The 15,332-nt window shown below is 71.9% G+C and carries 14 protein-coding genes and 2 tRNA genes; 11 read left to right on the top strand and 5 right to left on the bottom strand.

Translation table 11 applies throughout. The annotated features are described in order from the left end of the window. The first annotated feature begins 23 nt into the window (after positions 1-23). A tRNA-Asn gene (locus tag ACOOHE_RS10375) sits at positions 24-95 on the top strand. A gap of 256 nt (positions 96-351) precedes the next feature. Here ACOOHE_RS10375 and ACOOHE_RS10370 read toward each other — a convergent pair. Continuing rightward, positions 352-2,391 carry a M1 family metallopeptidase gene (locus ACOOHE_RS10370; RefSeq protein WP_420454012.1) on the bottom strand — a complete coding sequence of 680 codons (2,040 nt, stop codon included), beginning with the start codon at positions 2,389-2,391 and terminating at the stop codon, positions 352-354. A gap of 150 nt (positions 2,392-2,541) precedes the next feature. Between ACOOHE_RS10370 and ACOOHE_RS10365 the strand changes: the two genes are divergently transcribed. From ACOOHE_RS10365 to ACOOHE_RS10355, 3 genes are all read left to right on the top strand, one after another. Then, positions 2,542-2,625, top strand: a tRNA-Leu gene (locus ACOOHE_RS10365). Positions 2,626-2,725: 100 nt separating this feature from the next. After that, positions 2,726-2,998: a DUF4160 domain-containing protein gene (locus tag ACOOHE_RS10360; RefSeq protein ID WP_420454011.1), complete on the top strand. Its 273-nt coding sequence runs from the start codon at positions 2,726-2,728 to the stop codon at positions 2,996-2,998. Further along, positions 2,995-3,381, top strand: a complete 387-nt coding sequence (locus ACOOHE_RS10355) for a DUF2442 domain-containing protein (RefSeq protein WP_420454010.1) — start codon at positions 2,995-2,997, stop codon at positions 3,379-3,381. Before ACOOHE_RS10360 ends, ACOOHE_RS10355 begins: the two co-directional genes overlap by 4 nt. 23 nt (positions 3,382-3,404) lie before the next feature. Here ACOOHE_RS10355 and ACOOHE_RS10350 read toward each other — a convergent pair whose 3' ends face one another. The 4 genes from ACOOHE_RS10350 to ACOOHE_RS10335 all read right to left on the bottom strand — a co-directional run bounded on the left by ACOOHE_RS10350 (position 3,405) and on the right by ACOOHE_RS10335 (position 8,545). Beyond that, positions 3,405-4,520 carry a hypothetical protein gene (locus ACOOHE_RS10350; RefSeq protein ID WP_420454009.1) on the bottom strand — a complete coding sequence of 372 codons (1,116 nt, stop codon included), beginning with the start codon at positions 4,518-4,520 and terminating at the stop codon, positions 3,405-3,407. A gap of 4 nt (positions 4,521-4,524) precedes the next feature. Continuing rightward, positions 4,525-5,466 carry a hypothetical protein gene (locus tag ACOOHE_RS10345; protein WP_420454008.1) on the bottom strand — a complete coding sequence of 314 codons (942 nt, stop codon included), beginning with the start codon at positions 5,464-5,466 and terminating at the stop codon, positions 4,525-4,527. Between the two features lie 453 nt (positions 5,467-5,919). Next, positions 5,920-8,079, bottom strand: coding sequence for an N-6 DNA methylase (locus tag ACOOHE_RS10340; RefSeq protein WP_420454007.1), 2,160 nt, complete (start codon positions 8,077-8,079; stop codon positions 5,920-5,922). A 121-nt stretch (positions 8,080-8,200) separates the two neighbouring features. Continuing rightward, positions 8,201-8,545, bottom strand: a complete 345-nt coding sequence (locus ACOOHE_RS10335) for a TPR end-of-group domain-containing protein (RefSeq protein ID WP_420454006.1) — start codon at positions 8,543-8,545, stop codon at positions 8,201-8,203. Positions 8,546-8,596: 51 nt separating this feature from the next. On the opposite strand from ACOOHE_RS10335, the gene ACOOHE_RS10330 reads away from it, so the two are divergent. The 7 genes from ACOOHE_RS10330 to hemE all read left to right on the top strand — a co-directional run bounded on the left by ACOOHE_RS10330 (position 8,597) and on the right by hemE (position 15,294). After that, a complete protein-coding gene (locus tag ACOOHE_RS10330; RefSeq protein WP_420454005.1) occupies positions 8,597-9,256 on the top strand; it encodes an excisionase family DNA-binding protein in 660 nt (219 codons plus the stop codon). Continuing rightward, positions 9,253-10,488 carry a glutamyl-tRNA reductase gene (locus ACOOHE_RS10325; protein ID WP_420454004.1) on the top strand — a complete coding sequence of 412 codons (1,236 nt, stop codon included), beginning with the start codon at positions 9,253-9,255 and terminating at the stop codon, positions 10,486-10,488. Before ACOOHE_RS10330 ends, ACOOHE_RS10325 begins: the two co-directional genes overlap by 4 nt. Further along, positions 10,481-11,407, top strand: coding sequence for a hydroxymethylbilane synthase (hemC, locus tag ACOOHE_RS10320; RefSeq protein ID WP_420454003.1), 927 nt, complete (start codon positions 10,481-10,483; stop codon positions 11,405-11,407). The genes ACOOHE_RS10325 and hemC overlap by 8 nt, the downstream gene beginning before the upstream one ends. Continuing rightward, the gene (locus ACOOHE_RS10315; RefSeq protein ID WP_420454002.1) at positions 11,404-12,183 is read left to right on the top strand and encodes a uroporphyrinogen-III synthase; all 780 of its coding nucleotides are present in this window, start codon (positions 11,404-11,406) and stop codon (positions 12,181-12,183) included. The genes hemC and ACOOHE_RS10315 overlap by 4 nt, the downstream gene beginning before the upstream one ends. A 14-nt stretch (positions 12,184-12,197) precedes the next feature. After that, positions 12,198-13,199 carry a porphobilinogen synthase gene (gene hemB, locus ACOOHE_RS10310; RefSeq protein ID WP_420454001.1) on the top strand — a complete coding sequence of 334 codons (1,002 nt, stop codon included), beginning with the start codon at positions 12,198-12,200 and terminating at the stop codon, positions 13,197-13,199. Between the two features lie 170 nt (positions 13,200-13,369). Further along, entirely contained in the window at positions 13,370-14,173 is an 804-nt protein-coding gene (locus ACOOHE_RS10305; protein WP_420454000.1) for a chlorite dismutase family protein, read from the top strand. 101 nt (positions 14,174-14,274) lie between these two features. Then, entirely contained in the window at positions 14,275-15,294 is a 1,020-nt protein-coding gene (gene hemE, locus ACOOHE_RS10300; protein ID WP_420453999.1) for a uroporphyrinogen decarboxylase, read from the top strand. The last annotated feature ends 38 nt before the right edge of the window (positions 15,295-15,332 follow it).

The following is a 15,332-nucleotide window of genomic DNA, read 5'->3' as shown; positions in this document are numbered from 1 at the left end:
GGCGCACGCCGCCGGTCGCCCTCGGGTCCGTAGCTCAGCGGTAGAGCATGCGGCTGTTAACCGCAGGGTCGTAGGTTCAAATCCTACCGGGCCCGCCCGACGCAGAGACGCCCGCTTCCAATCTGGAGGCGGGCGTCTTTTTTGGTTGCAGGGAGGGTGTGGGAGGAGGGGATGCAAGGCGGTCCCGTCCTTCCCCCCGGGTCATCCTGAGCGCCAGCGAAGGATCTCAGCACGGGTCATCGAGATCCTCGACAGGGCTCCCTGCGCTCCGAAACCGCGAGCTGCGATCCTTTGCAGGATCAGGATGACGGGGTGGGGGAAAAGGCGCCAGAGTTAGTCAGGTGGCTCCTTCTACTCCATCGCGTCCGGCTCGACCCCGTCGGCCGACCAGACGTCGTTGGTCGGGTCGGCGTCGAACACGAACCCGTCGGGATTGAGCTCGACGCGGGCGACGTCTCCGGCGGGGAACGTGAGCGCGGCCTCCGTCTTCCCGGCCAGCCACTCGGCCACCTCGATGCGGCCGTCGCGCGTGGTCCCGTCGGCGTAGGTGGCCCGGGCGAGGACCGGCATCGGCGCCAGGCCACGGTCGGCGACGAGCACCTCGACCCCGCCCTCGCTCGCGGTGACGGCCGAGATGGCGTGGTCGACGGTCCACGTCTCGAAGAACGTCGGCGTCCAGAACCAGTCGAGGTCCTGCCCGAGCCGGTCCTCGAACGTGTTGAAGAGGTCGTACGGGTAGGGGTGGCCGCCGCGCCAGCGCCGGCCGTACTCGCGGTAGGCGTCGACGAAGGCCTCGTCGCCGACCAGCCCGCGGAGCGCGTGGAGCGCGACGGCCGGCGTCGAGTACGAGGCGACGCCGCGCGCGGACCCCCCGGCCGGGTCCACCTGCCGGGTCCCGCCGCCGATGGGGTAGCGGTCGTTGTGGCGCATCGGCGGGACGGCGTGGCCGGTCCCCGCGAGCAGGTAGTGCGACTGGCGCCGCCGGTCCCAGGCGTCGATCTCCGAGCGGTCCGGGGCCGAGCCGTCCCAGAAGGCGTCGATCCCCTCGTTCGTGTTGTACGACGTGAGCCCCTCGTCCATCCAGGTGAACGCCTTCTCGTTCGAGCCGACCATCATCGGGTACCACATGTGGGCGATCTCGTGGTACGTCACCGAGAACAGCGTCGGGTCGGTCCGGTCGCCGCCGATGAGCGTCATCATGGGGTACTCCATGCCGCCCGAGATGACGCCCTCGACGGCGGTCATGTGGGGCCACGGGTACGGCCACAGGGTCTCCGAGAGGTGCTCGATGGAGAACGCCGAGAACTCGGCCGAGCGCTCCCACGACGCCGTGCCCGGCCGGTAGAAGGCGTTGATGAGGACGGCGTCGTCGGCGGCCCCGTCGTCGTCCTGGTCCACCATCGCCCGCGTCGCGTCCCAGACGGTTGCGGCCGAGGCCGAGAGCGCCACGTCGCGGACGTCGTCGGCCTGGAAGCGCCACACGCGGCGGCCGTCGGCCGAGGGCGCGAGCGCCGTGCCCCGCTCGTCGGCCGTCACCACCTGAACGACCTCGTCGCTGGCGAGGGCCCGGGCGAGCCGGTCGCGCGTCCGCTCGGTGTAGACTTGGTCGGCGTTCGTGAGCCGGCCCGTCCCGTAGACGAGCATGTCGGCCGGGGCGTCGAGCGAGACCGAGAAGTCGCCCATCTCCATGTAGTGCTCGCCCATGCCGAGGTACGGGTCGACGTGCCACCCATAGACGTCGTCGTAGACGGCGACCGTCGGGTACCAGTAGCCGAGGTAGACCACCTCGCCGTCGGTCCCCTGGCGGTAGGTGCCGCTCGCCGGGGGAACGGTAAACCGCCAGTCGAGCTCGATCACGGCCGTCTCGCCCGGGCCGAGCGGGTCCGTCAGCCCGACCGTCATCACGGTCCCCTGGACGACGTAGGTGCCGGGCTCGGCCGAGCCCCGGTACGTGCCCGGCGTCTCGGCCACCGACACGTCCGCGTAGGGCGCCCCGTCGATGGCGACGATGCCGAGGTCGAGCCCGCCCGTGACGGCGACGGGCCGGTTCCGCGGCACGCCCGGCGCGTGGACGTTCTGGCGGAGCTTGAGGACCAAGAACTCGAGGGCGTCGGGCGACTCGTTGGTGTAGGTGATGGCCCCGCTGGCGGTGACCGTCACGCCGTCGTCGGCCCCGGCCGCTGGCATGTCGAGGCGGGCGTCGAGGGCGTAGTCGGCGCGGTTGGTCCAGTACGCGGGCCCGGGGGCGCCGGCCAGCGTCCGCGTGCCCTGGGCGACGGCCCGCTCGAACTGGGGCGGCGGCATCACGGGGTACGGAAGGACGCGCTGGGCCGAGGGGGCTGCGGCCACACCGAGGGCGAGGGCCACGAGAAGAAACGGACGGACGGGCATCGAGGAAGGGTCGGTTCGGTCGGGGAACGGTCGGGGCGGCGAGGTTAGCGCTGCGCCGTCCTGGCCGAGCGTGGCCGGCGGGTGGAGAGCCCGTGGAGACGCGCGCGCCGGTGGACGCCCCGCGGGGTCCTGGCTACCTTTTGACCCCGCGCCCGAGTGGCGGAATTGGTAGACGCGCACGATTCAGGGTCGTGTTCCCTTACGGGAGTGCTGGTTCGATTCCAGTCTCGGGCACCTTAGAGGCCGCTGTCCCCCAGGCAGCGGCCTCTTGCCGTCTGGCTCGGCCGGCGGGTCGGCGCGCGGGGCTAGCTTCCGGCGAGGGACACCGGTCGTCATGCCTCGTATCTCTGAGTTTTTCGGCATCACGATCTACCTGTACTGGGCGGACGTGAGCCGGCACGCCGCGCCGCACTTCCACGCGAAGCACGCCGGCCGCGAGGCCGTCTTCTCCATCCCCGACGCCGAGATCCTGGCCGGCGCGCTCCCGGGTCGCCAGACGAAGCTGGTCCAGGGATGGGCGGCCCTCTACGCCGAGGAGCTGGAACAGGCCTGGGGCCGAGCGGTCGAAAACCAGGCGCCCGGCACGATTCCGCCTCTCACGAAATGAACCGTCCGTCGTACACGAAGCCCGCGTGGGCCGCCGACCTTCCCGATCACACCGAGGACGGAGACGTCCTGGTCTACGGCGCCGAGCCGCTCGGGCCGAGGATCGAGGCCGCCTTCGTACGGCCTGGATCGGGGGAGGGGGACGCCGCTTCCGTAACGCTCGTGTTCGACAACGGCGAGGCGCGCGAGCTGGACCTCGCGCCTCTCCTCGATCACCCGGCGTTCGCTCCGCTGCGGTCCTACGAGGAGGCCGAGCGCATGACCGTCTTGCCCCACGGGCACGGCGTCGAGTGGGCGACGGGCGGCGACCTCTCGGCCGGGTATGCCTACCGGGAGGGGCGGCCACTCGCGCTCGCCTACCGGGTGCCGGAGCGGGCGGCGTAGCGTTGGCAGGTGGCGCAGGCGGGCTATCGGTCGCCGAGCCTCTGAATCAAACGGTCCCAGAACAGGCGGGCCACGTCGAGCGCCTTCACAGTCGAGCGCTGCCCATCCGCGAAAGCGTAGGCCGAGCAGTAGAGCGCTGTGTACCCGTCGTCCTCGGTGGTCACAGCGACCTCCTGGCGGTAGTACGGCTCGCCACCCATCATCATGCCGTAGCCCGAGGGCTCGACCTCGTAGACGATGGTCCACTGCGTTCCCCACGAAGGAGGAATCAGGCGTACGCGAGCAGTGACGCGGCGCGTCCCGTTGGCGTCAGCTGTGACGGTGAACGCCTCCTTGCCGGCCTGCTTGACAACGATCTCGGCGTGGCGGTGCGACGCATTGAACGCCTTCGCCGCCGCCCGGAAGTCGCGCAAGCTGGCGGTCAGCGCGCGGCGGGCGAACGCTTGGCGGTCAGCGTCGGTGAGCTGGCGCTTGACGGCGGGGACGGTCAGGCGGGGTTTGCGTACGGACGGCTTCTTCGGGGTTCTCTTTCGAGGCGGCTTAGCTGGTGGGGTCTTCGCCTTGGGGCCGCCAGACGAAGACGCCGGAGCGGAGGCGGGCGGCGCTGCCGAGAGCTTTAGCCGGGCGTGGATCTCGTCGGTCAGGTGCCGCCGGAGCTCGCGCTCGAACTCGGCGAGCGTGGCGTACGTCCAGTACAGGGCTTGGTACTTTTTCTCGACGTGGGCCACGAAGTCGCGGACGGCCTGGAGTTGACCGGGGTCGAGGGACGAGAGGTTGGGCGGGCTGCTCGTGCGGAGGTAGAGCATGAGCGAGGACTTCCGCCGCTTCCACTGGCTCCGGGCGATGGTGTACTCCTCCTCGAACCCCGTCTTTTTACGCCCGGCGTCCATGCCCAGCCGGGTCCAGAGCAGGCCGACGAAGATGTCGCCGGGGCCGACTTGGTTGTTGATGTTGGTCTGTGCGTTACCCCCCGCCGGGCGCGCGTGCGTCTTCCAGTCCTTGGCGACGACGCGGACGCCGTGGTGCTTGTGGAACGTGCCGTCGAGCTCGCCGATCACGCGGACCGCCCGGTCCCGCGCCGACTTGTTGTCGCCCGGCCAGGCGACGAAGACGGAGACCTCAGAGGGGTGGTGGGGCACGGGCTCAGGCGGCGAGGACGAGGGCTTCCACGCGCGCCGTCGCCTCGGCCAGCTGGCGGGCCGACTCGCGCTCTAGCTCGATGGACTGGCTGAGCAGGTCGGCGATCTCGTCCTGCACGTCGAGCAGCGCCGGCGGTACCGGGATGCTCAGCAGGTCGCGCTCGTCGAAGCGGGGGTGCGCCGAGCCGTTCTGGCACCACTTCAGGATCGACTGGACAGCCTCCGACCGGAGCAGCACGACGACGGCCTCGGCGCGCAGGCCGGCGCCCGCGACCGGACGGAGCACGTAGAACTCGCTCGACCCGACGACGGGCAACCCGGACGCGGTGCGGACGACGGCGACCTCTTTGAGATAGAACCGCAGGCGCGAGACGGCCACGTCGCCGGGCCGCATGGCCTTTTTGGTGCTGCCCAGCTCCCCGAACGTCGTCGCCGGCACGTCGTCGCTGAGGTGGAAGCGGAGCGCGTCGGGCAGGTCGAAGTTGCGGACCGCTGCGTCCGGGTCGCACTTCGACGGAGTCACCATCTTGCGGACGGAGCGGACGTAGGCGCTCAGCGGTTGGGCGCCGTCGCGGCCGAGGTGGGCGAGCATGGCCCGCTTCTCGGGGTGGAAGTAGCCCGCGTCCAAGCGCTCGGCGGCGGCGGCGTCGCTGAACATCGCCGTGTAGGTCTTGGGCGTCGGGAGCGTGAGCCCGGCCAGCCCGAGCGCGTCCGCCAGCAGCGCCTCGGCGTCGGCGTAGCGTTGTTTAGCCTGGTCTCGGAGCGCTGATGACTGGCGACATGAATCGGCGACGACCTCCTGAACGCTGCGGGGCGGCAGGACAATCGGGATACCGTACAGTCCGTCCTTGTTGATGTACGGCACCATGATGTTCGACTTGAGCCGATCCCGAAGGCGCCGCCCGACATCGCTGAGGAGATAAGCAAGCACGTAGGCCGGCTCCACTCGGGACGTGTTCAGACTCAACTTGAACAGGGTCCCTGTCGCGAGTGCTTCTACGTCGAAGTCATCGGGCACTTGAACGACCTTCTCCGCCTTCCCTTTCACCTCTATTAGAAGCTCGCCGGGCTTGATACGGCCCTTGGGGTACCGCTCCCAATCCGACCGGCTGACCCATCCCATGCTCTCCGTGTCAATCGATGGAGACCAGTTCGGGATGTTCGCGGATTGGAGAAAGCGGACGTGCTTGGTCGGATCGAACGGCTCATCCAGAATAGTTGTGTTCTCGTACACGACCCGGTAGCCGCTCGTCACGAGGTCTCCCAACTCCTCCACCGGGTGAGACAGAGTCTCAATCCGAGTCGCCAGATCTTCGTAGACCGGCTGGAAATACTCTGCGTCCAGCCGATCAGCATCAGCAAAACGGGAGAACGGGACGACGCTCCAGACGGCCATCGGTCAGTCCGCCTCCGGGGCAAACGACAAGCCCTGCTGGCGGGCGAAGTCGGCGAACGCCTCGGCAATCGTCTCCCGGTTGGGCAGGATCGTGACGAGCCGCTTGTATCGGGCCTCGGCCGCCGCCAGCGCCGCCGGGTTGTCCGCCAGCTGCACGCGCTGCCGCGCCATCTGGCCCCGGAGCACGCCGCGCACGTCGAACAGATCGTGGTCCACGATGGGGTGGCCCTCCAGGTCCAGGAGCAGCCCGCCGTCCTCGGGGTCGATGAGGTGCACGTAGTCGCCGCGGCTGTTCTTGCCCGACACCTCGGAGGTGGCGAAAAAGATCGGGTAGTCGTCGCGGCGCGGGTTGTAGGTGTCGCTCTCTGGGTCCTCGTTCCATTTCTGGAGCACGAGCACGCTCGTCTTGGTGCCCGTGTGCGGCTTGAACGTGTCCACGTCCAGGCCCACGACGGCCACGATCCGGGCGTGCGCCCCGATCCAGGCCCGGAGGTAGCCGTCGGTGACGTTGTTGAACCGGCCTTGGGGGAGCACGACGGCCATCCGTCCGCCGGGCGCGAGGAAGTCCAGGTTGCGCTCGATAAACAGCACGTCGCGCGGCTGCTTCGAGTCCCACTTGCCCGGCTTGTCGCGGTAGCGGGCGAACGGGCTACGCTGGTACTCCTCGAAGGCGTCCGGGTCGTCCGCCAGCGTCTCGGGGTCCACGGCCTCGACCTTGCGCGCGAGGTCGTACTGGCGCAAGATGCGGGCGTCGGTGAGGTCGCCGGCGAAGGGCGGATTGGCGAGCAACACGTCGAAGTCGAAGAAGCGCATGGCCTCGGCGTTCTCCCGCGTCTCGCCGGCCGAGCCCATCTTGCGGAGCCGGCGCTTCATCCCGACGCGCGTGTCCTCGTCCCACTCGCGCGGGTCCAACGTGTTGGCACGGTAGACGTTGGTCTTGCCGTCGCCCGCGATCAGGTTGAGCGCCCGCGCCACCTTGACCGAGCGGGCGTCGAAGTCGAGCGCGTAGACCTTCTCGCGGGCGTACTCGACCTGCCACGGCTTGGGACCCTCGGCCGTGAACTCGTCGCCCCAGACGTGAAAGAGGGCGTGGACCGTGAACCCGCACGAGCCGGCGGCGGTATCGATCACGGTCTCGTTCCGCTGCGGGTCGGTCATCATCACCGCCATGTCGATCACGTGGCGCGGCGTGAAGTACTGGCCCTTCGACCCCTTGGCCACGGCGACGGTCAGGTACTCGAACGCCTCGTCGATCACCTGGAGGTTCGAGTTGAACAGCTTGATCCCCTGCAAAAACGAGACGGCCGTCTTGAGCTGGCCCGGCGTCAGGTTGATCGTCTCGCCGTCCAGGAAGATGCCCGGCCACTTGTCCTTCGCCGCCTCGAACAGTCCCCGGATGCGCTCGGCCGTCTTGCTGTCGGTGCCGGCGACACGGAAGTGGACCAGCCGGTCGCGCCGCTCGTTCGTCGCCGCCCACTCGTCGTAGAGCTTGGCGTAGACCAGCTTGAACACCTCCTCGAAGGCGTCCACGCCCGAGTTGGCGAGGACGAGGTTCTCCAGGTCCAGGATGATCGACTTCAGCGTCAGCCGCTCCGTCACCAGCCGGTTCTCCTGGGCCAGCTGGTCGATGGTCAGCGTCCGGTCGAGGACGTCGTCGATGGTCTCGGTCGCCAGCGGCAAGCGGTCGAGCCCGACGTAGCCCGCCGCCTTGCCGCTGGCCTGCTCGCGGTGCAGGATGCGGATGGTCGCCCCGTTGGTCCACACCGCGAGGGGTGCGCCCTGGGCGTTGGCGTAGGTCTTGAGCTGCTCGATCCCCTTCTTCTCGGTCGGCCGCTTGACCTCGACGATCACGTAGGCCGCCTGCGGGTCGTCGGCGTCGGTGATGATGACGTCGGCCGACTTCGAGGTGTCGCGGCCCATCCGCACGGCCTTCTCGACGCCGATCCGGTCGGCGGGGTACCCGTAGCGGCCGGTCAACTGGCGCAGGAACAGCTGGCGGACGATCTCCTCGGGCTTGGCTCGCACGTCCTTGCTTCGGATGGGATCGTGGAGGTACGGCTTTCCCTTCTTGTCGATCAGGTCCAGGGCCGCGATCTCGTCGGCCGTGAACAGGTCGAGGCCATAGTTGGAGGTGCGGAGGATGCCCGCGATGGAGTGCTGCATTCGTGAGCGTCGGAAGCAACGGCAATCTAACCAGCCGCCGACCCCGACCGAGGTTCACCGTCCGGACCGTTTGCCGGTCGGGTACGTCGCCGTCACCATGACGCCGACGGCACAAACGGCGTCAGAGCCGGGGGAGCACGCGGCGCCAGCGCTCGTGGAGCGCCGGCTGCGACGCCGCCAGGTCCCGGAGCACCCGGCGGACCTCGGGGTCGCCCTCCCGGAGCGCGGCCCAGTCCGGGCTGGCCGTGAGCCACGGGGCGTTGTGGTTGCCGAGGTGCACCGCCTTGCGGAGCCACTGGAGCGCGGCCTCGGCGTCGCCGACGACGGCGAAGTAGGTCGCCACGCGGTAGGCCCTCTCGCCGTCGGCGGCCGAGAGCGCCAGGAGCTCGACCTCGCGGCCTCGCGGTCCGAGCGCCGCGTTCGGTCGTCGGTCCGGCGGGCCGAGGCGGACGCATTCTGTCTTCACCGGGCGGGTCTCGGGACCGGCGCTAGGTTCGGAACCTACGCAAACCTCCCTGTGGCCGACCGACCCCTCCTGCTCAGCGTCAGCGCCGCCGCCGAACGCCTGGGCGTCCACGTCGGGACCGTCCGGCGGTGGACCGACGACGGGCGGCTGCCGGAGGTCCGGACGGCCGGCGGCCACCGCCGGATCCCGGTCGAGGCCGTCGAGCGGCTCCGCCGCGAGCGGGGCGCTCCAGAGCCGTCGGCACCGGCGCACGTCGTCGCCGACCCCGAGGGGCAGGCCTGGGCCGAGCACGCCGTCGTCCACACCCGCTACGAGGTCCGGTCGAACGCCGACGCGCCCTGGAACCGGGCGTTCGAGGGGGCCGACCGGTCGCACCGCCGTGAGACCGGCCGACAACTTGTCGGGCTCCTGCTCCGCCATGTGGCCGACCAGGGCGATCCCGAGGCGCGCGACGCCGAGGTCCGGCGGCTGGCGTGGGGCTACGCGCTCGACATGAAGGACCGCGGGCTGCCGCTGACCGAGGCCCTGCGCGCGACGCTGTTCTTCCGCGACGTCCTCACCGAGTCGACGGCGTACTACCCGCGGTTCGAAGAACAGCCGCAGGCCGACCAGATCGCACTGATGCGCCGGGTCAACGGGTTCATGAACGACGTCCAGCTCACGATCGCGTCGGCCTACGAGTCCGACGCGCCGCCCGCGCTCGAACGATGACCGCCCCCACCGTCGCCGCCATCTGGCTGGACGGGGCCCGCTGCCCCGTCGACGTCCGCGAGACGTGGGCGCTGGGCGACCTCGACGCCGACCGCCTCTACCGCGCCGCGCGCGAGGCCGGCCTCGGCGCGTGTCTGGTCTCGACGTGCTTCCGGGTCGAGCTCTTCGTCTCGGGCGACCGCCCGGCGACGGCCCTGCTGGCGTGGGGCCGACGGCAACTCGAAGCGGCTCGGCCGGACGCGCCGCGCGACGGTCTCCGCCAGGCCCAGGGCGAACCAGCGCTTCGCCACCTGCTCCGGGTCGCGGCGGGCTTGGAGTCGGCCGTGCTGGGGGAGGCCCAGATCCTGGGGCAGGTCCGCCGGGCCCGAGCGGGGGCCGAGGCGGCCGGCGTGCTCGACCCCGCCTTGCGGGCCGCCTTCGACGCGGCCGTGCGGACCGGGCAGTGGGCCCGCCGCGTGACGGACCTCGGCCGGGGAACGGCGTCGACCGCCTCGGCCGCCGTCCAGTGGGCCGACGACGCCGTGGGCAGCTTGGCGGGCCGCGACGTGGTCGTGATCGGGGCCGGCCAGATCGGGCGGCTCTTGCTCGGGCGGCTGGCCGAGGCCGACGCGGCGTCGGTCACGCTCGTGTCGGCCCACGCCCCGGCCCACCGCGGGTTCGCCGTCGTCCGGCCGGACGCGCTGGCGGAGGTCCTGCCCGACGCCGACGTCGTGTTCTCGGCGACGGACCGCCAGGCGCTCGACCTCTCCACGGTGGCCTGGGCCTGGGCGGACGGGGCCGAGCGGGTCGTGGTCGACTTGGGCGTGCCCCGCACCGTCGACGCCGCCGTCGGCCGGTTGCCGGGCGTGACGCTGGCCGACGTCGACGCGCTGGGGGCCGTCGTCGACGCCGGGCTGGCGGCGCGCCAGGCGGCCGTGCCCGAGGTCGAGGCCGCCATCGAGACCGCGCTCGCCGACCTCTGCGAGACGCTCGCCGGGCTCGGCCGCGAGCAGCTCGTGGCCGACTTCCGGCGCCGCGCCGAGGCCATCCGCCAGGACACCCTCGACTACGTCTGCGGCAAGTGCGCCGACCGGACGTGCGGCCCCGACCGGTCCGGGGCGTGCAGCGACCCCGACCTCCTCTCGCGCACGCTCACCACCCGCCTGCTCCACGACGTGACGACGGCCCTCCGGTCCGGCGCCGGCGACGACGCCGCGCTCCGCCGGCTCCTGCACCTCGACGACGATGCCTGACGCCCTGCGCCTGGGCACCCGGACGTCGCGGCTGGCGACGTGGCAGGCCGAATACGTCGCCGACGCGCTCCGCGCCGCGTGGCCCGGCCTCGACGTCGCCCTCGTCCCGTTCGTGACCCAGGGCGACCGGACGCTCGACCAGCCGCTCCCCGAGATCGGGGGGAAGGGCCTGTTCACGCTCGAGCTCGAGCGCGACCTGCTCGACGGCGCCATCGACCTCGCCGTCCACTCGCTCAAAGACCTCCCCACGGCCGACCCCGACGGTCTCGCGCTCGGGGCCACCACGGCTCGCGCCGACGCCCGCGACGCCTGGATCTGTCCGGACGGCCACTCGCTGGCGGACCTCCCCGCCGGCGCGACGGTCGGGACGAGCAGCCTGCGCCGCGGCGCCCAGTTGCTGCGCGTCCGGCCCGACCTGGTGATCCGGTCGATCCGCGGCAACGTCGAGACCCGCGTCCGCAAGATCGCGGGCGCCGACTACGACGCGGGCGTGCTGGCGCTGGCGGGCCTGGACCGGCTGGGGCTTGGGGACGTCGCGCGCTCCGTCCTCGACCTCGACACGATGCTGCCAGCGCCGGGGCAGGCCGCGCTCGGCGTCCAGGTCCGCGCCGGGTCCCACGCCGCCCGGCTCGTCGGCGCGCTTGACCATCCCGAGACGCGGGCCGCCGTGACGGCCGAGCGGGCGTTCCTGTCCGGCCTGGGCGGCGGGTGCTCGGCGCCCATCGCCGCGCTCGGGACCGTCGACGGCGACCGACTCCACCTCCGCACGCGCGTCGTCTCGGTCGACGGCACGCGGACGGTCGAGACGCGCGTGGACGGCCCGTTCGACCCGGCCGACGCGCTCGCGTCGGGCACCTCGCTCGGAGCGGAGGCCGCCGCACGAGCCTTGGCCGACGGCGCCGCCGCGCTCCTGCCATGACGCTCGCCGGCCGCACCATCGTCGTCACTCGCGCCGAAGAGCAGGCCGACGGCTTCCTCGACGGGCTCCGCGAGCGGGGCGCGACGCCGCTCCTGGTCCCCGCCATCCGCTTCGAGCCGGCCGAGCCCGGACCTCTGGCGCGGGCCGCCCGGTCGCTCGACGGGGCGGCTTGGGTCGTGTTCACGAGCGCGACCGGCGTCGCCTTCGGCTGGGCCGCCATCGACGCGGCGGGTGGGCTGCCGGCCGGTGTCCGGGTGGCCGCCGTCGGGTCGGGCACGGCCGAGGCGCTCCGCGAGCGCGGGGCGCCGGTCGACTTCGTGCCGGACCGGTTCGTCGGCGACGCGCTCGTTCGTGACCTCCCGCTGGCCGACGGCGACCGCGTCGTCTTGCTCCGGTCTCACATCGGCCGCGAGGCGATTGCGACCGGCTTGGAAAACCGCGGGGCCGTGGTCGACGACGTGACCGCCTACCGGACCGTCGTCGGCGCCGACCCGGCGGCGGTCGCGGAGGCGCTGGCGCGGCGGCCCGACGCCGTCGCGTTCACGTCGCCGTCGACCGCTCGTGGCTTCCTCGGCCCGGCCGATCTCGCCGCACTGGCGGGCGTCGCGCTCGTCGCCATCGGCCCCGTGACGGCCGAAGCGCTGGCGCCGTTCGGTCTGACGGCCACCGCCGTCGCCGAGCCGCACACCGTCCCAGGCCTGCTCGCCGCGCTCGAGGCCCACGTCCTGAGCCCCCCTCACCCTGTCCCTCTCCCGGGGGGAGAGGGGACGTCGTAGCGACCTCTCTGCACATGATCGACCTGTTGCCTCCGCCCACCTTCGGCCCAGACCGCCCGATGCGGTTGCGGGCCTCGGCGCCGCTCCGCCGGCTCGTGCGCGAGACGCGGCTGGACCCGGCCAGCTTCGTCCTGCCGCTGTTCGTGAAAGCGGGGGAGGGGGTCCGAGACGAGATCGCGTCGATGCCCGGCGTGTTCCAGCTCTCGGTCGACGAGGCGGTCCGGGAGGCCGAGCGGGCGTCGGCGCTCGGCGTCGGTGGGGTGCTGCTGTTCGGGATCCCGGCGCACAAGGACGCCGAGGGCTCGGCCGCCAGCGACGACTCCGAGGCGGTCCAGCGGGCCGTGCGCGCGCTCAAGGCCGAGGTGCCGGAGCTGGCGGTGATCACCGACGTGTGCCTGTGCGAGTACACCGACCACGGCCACTGCGGCTGGCTCGGCACCGACGGCGAGCTCGAGCTCGAGGCGTCGCTGCCCGCCCACGTCGCCGCGGCCGTCAGCCACGCGCGCGCCGGGGCGGATCTGGTGGCCCCGTCGTCGATGATCGACGGGGTGGTGGGCGCGGTCCGCGCCGGGCTCGACGCGGCGGGGTACCCACACGTCGGCATCTTCAGCTACGCCGTCAAGTACGCCAGCGCTTTTTACGGCCCGTTCCGCGACGCCGCCGACAGCGCGCCCGTCTTCGGCGACCGCCGGACGCACCAGATGGACCCGGCCAACCGCCGCGAGGCGGTGCGCGAGGCGGCGCTCGACGTGGCGCAGGGGGCGGACCTGCTGATGGTCAAGCCGGCCGTCGCAACCCTCGACGTGATCCGCGACGTCCGCCAGGCGGTCCCGGACCGGCCGCTCGGCGCGTACCACGTCTCGGGCGAGTACGCCATGCTCAAGGCCGCCGCCGAGCGCGGCTGGATCGACGAGCGCCGGGCGGTCTTGGAAACGCTCACCAGCATCCGCCGGGCGGGCGCCGACCTCGTCGTCACGTACTACGCGGCGCAGGCGGCACGGTGGCTGGTGGAATGAGTTCGGGGTACGCGGTACCGGGTACGAGGTACGGTCAATCGGTTTTCCCATACCGAGTGCCCCCCGCACGCCTGCGCTCCGCACACTCTCGGTGAAGCTCGCCGCCAGTTCATCTGCCCCGTGATCCCGCGCGCCAGCGCCGCGTACGCAGCTTTCAATCCAATCTGAAAATGGCCCTCGACATCCAGCCCGCCGACCGCCCGGCCCCGTCCGCTTTGGACGACAACGCCAGCGGCGGCCTCGACCTCGCCGAGCGCGGCAAGACCGCCGACGGGGCGCCGCAGTCGCTCGACCGGCGCCTGTTCGTCCAGCTCCTGGCCTACACCGACTGCTCCGACCCGGCGCCGCTGGCCGACGCCGCCCAGGCCGCGGGCGTGGCCGGCGTCGTGTACCAGAGCGCCCAGGACCCGCGCGGCGCGGCCGTCGTCACGTTCCACGAGGACCCCGCGTTCTTCGTCGAGGACGGCCGCGCGCTCCACATGTCGCCGGCCTTCGCCGGGCTCACGCCGCTCCCGGCGCTGACGATGCTGGGGCGGACGTACACCATCGGCTACGAACAGGACCTGTTGGGCGCGCTCGTGGCACGGCCGGTCCAGACGATGACCGACCCGGCGTGGCCGTGGGCCGTGTGGTACCCGCTCCGGCGGAGCGGCCGGTTCGAGCGCGAGCCGCGCGAGGAGCAGCGGCGGATGCTGATGGAGCACGGCGGGATCGGCCGGTCGTTCGGCCGGGCCGGGCTGGCGCGCGACGTCCGGCTGGCGTGCCACGGGCTCGACCCGAACGACAACGACTTCGTCGCCGGCTTGGTCGGGCGCGAGCTCCACCCGCTCTCGGCCGTCGTCCAGCGGATGCGGGCGACGCGCCAGACGGCCGAGTTCATCGACCGCCTCGGCCCCTTCTTCGTCGGCCGCGCCGTGTGGCAGAGCGCCGGGCCGTACGCCTGGGCGCTGGCCCATGAGGGGACGGGTCACTAGAACATCCCTCGCGCTTCCAACACGCGGAGTAGATCCGTGATTCGTGATGCGCGAGGGCGCCTTGTCGAGAGTCACGGATCACGAATCACGCATCGACCCCCATGTCCCGATTCCTCGACGCCCTCGCGGGCAAGCCCGTCGACGCCACGCCCGTGTGGTTCATGCGCCAGGCCGGGCGCTACCTCCCCGAGTACCGCGCCGTCCGCAAGGACCACGACTTCCTGACGATGGTCAAGACGCCCGAGATCGCGGCCGAGATCACGCTCCAGCCGATCCGCCGGTTCGGCCTCGACGCCGCCGTGATTTACTCGGACCTGTTGCCGCCGTTGCAGACGATGGGGCTGGGGCTCCACTTCGAGCCCGGCGTCGGGCCGGTGATCGAGAACCCGATCCGCTCCACCAAAGACGTGGACCTGCTGGCGACGCCCCCGGCCGGCGAGACGATGCCGTGGACGCCGGAGGCGATCCGGCTCGTCAAGCGAGAGCTGGGCGACGCGACGCCGGTCCTCGGGTTCGCCGGCGCCCCGTTCACGCTCGCGGCCTACGCCATCGAGGGCGGCGGGTCGAAGAAGTACGAGCGGACGCGCGTGTTCATGTACTCCGAGCCCGCCGCGTGGGCCCGGCTGATGGACAAGCTGGTGACCGTCGCCGGCAGCTTTTTGACCGAGCAGGCCACGGCCGGCGCCGACGCGCTCCAGGTGTTCGACTCGTGGGCCGGCGCGCTCTCGCGGTCCGACTACGAGCGGTACGCGGCGCCGTACACCTCGAAGCTCATCGCCATCGCCCAGAAGACCGGCCGGCCGGTCGTCCACTTCACGACGGGCACGGCCGGCCACCTCGACGCCGTGGCCGCGGCCGGCGGCGACGCCATCGGGGTCGACGCGGGCCCGTCGCTCGTCGAGGCGAGGGAGCGGACGGGCGGCCGGCCGCTCCAGGGCAACCTCGACCCGTACCTCTTGCAGGCGCCCTGGCGCGAGCTCCGGGCCCAGACCGACCGCGTGCTCGCGGAGGCGCCGGCCACGGGCTACGTGTTCAACACCGGCCACGGGCTCGTCCCGGCCACGCCGCCCGACGCCGTGGCGCGGCTCACCGACTACGTCCGCGAGAAGACGAGTGCATGATGCGTGATACGTAGTGCGTGATACGCGATGCGTGATTC

Origin of the sequence: Rubrivirga sp. (genome assembly GCF_965213695.1) — a bacterium.
Lineage (GTDB): Bacteria > Bacteroidota > Rhodothermia > Rhodothermales > Rubricoccaceae > Rubrivirga.
The sequence above is the reverse complement of the archived record's forward strand: the minus strand, read 5'-3'. Positions and strand labels throughout refer to the sequence as shown.

Excerpts from the sequence above, each read along its gene's own strand:
- ACOOHE_RS10305 (WP_420454000.1), top strand. The coding sequence starts at position 13,370 with ATGGCCCTCGACATCCAGCCCGCCGACCGCCCGGCCCCGTCCGCTTTG.
- hemE (WP_420453999.1), top strand. The coding sequence starts at position 14,275 with ATGTCCCGATTCCTCGACGCCCTCGCGGGCAAGCCCGTCGACGCCACG.
- hemC (WP_420454003.1), top strand. The coding sequence starts at position 10,481 with ATGCCTGACGCCCTGCGCCTGGGCACCCGGACGTCGCGGCTGGCGACG.
- hemB (WP_420454001.1), top strand. The coding sequence starts at position 12,198 with ATGATCGACCTGTTGCCTCCGCCCACCTTCGGCCCAGACCGCCCGATG.
- ACOOHE_RS10370 (WP_420454012.1), bottom strand. The coding sequence starts at position 2,391 with ATGCCCGTCCGTCCGTTTCTTCTCGTGGCCCTCGCCCTCGGTGTGGCC.
- ACOOHE_RS10360 (WP_420454011.1), top strand. The coding sequence starts at position 2,726 with ATGCCTCGTATCTCTGAGTTTTTCGGCATCACGATCTACCTGTACTGG.
- ACOOHE_RS10325 (WP_420454004.1), top strand. The coding sequence starts at position 9,253 with ATGACCGCCCCCACCGTCGCCGCCATCTGGCTGGACGGGGCCCGCTGC.
- ACOOHE_RS10340 (WP_420454007.1), bottom strand. The coding sequence starts at position 8,079 with ATGCAGCACTCCATCGCGGGCATCCTCCGCACCTCCAACTATGGCCTC.
- ACOOHE_RS10355 (WP_420454010.1), top strand. The coding sequence starts at position 2,995 with ATGAACCGTCCGTCGTACACGAAGCCCGCGTGGGCCGCCGACCTTCCC.
- ACOOHE_RS10315 (WP_420454002.1), top strand. The coding sequence starts at position 11,404 with ATGACGCTCGCCGGCCGCACCATCGTCGTCACTCGCGCCGAAGAGCAG.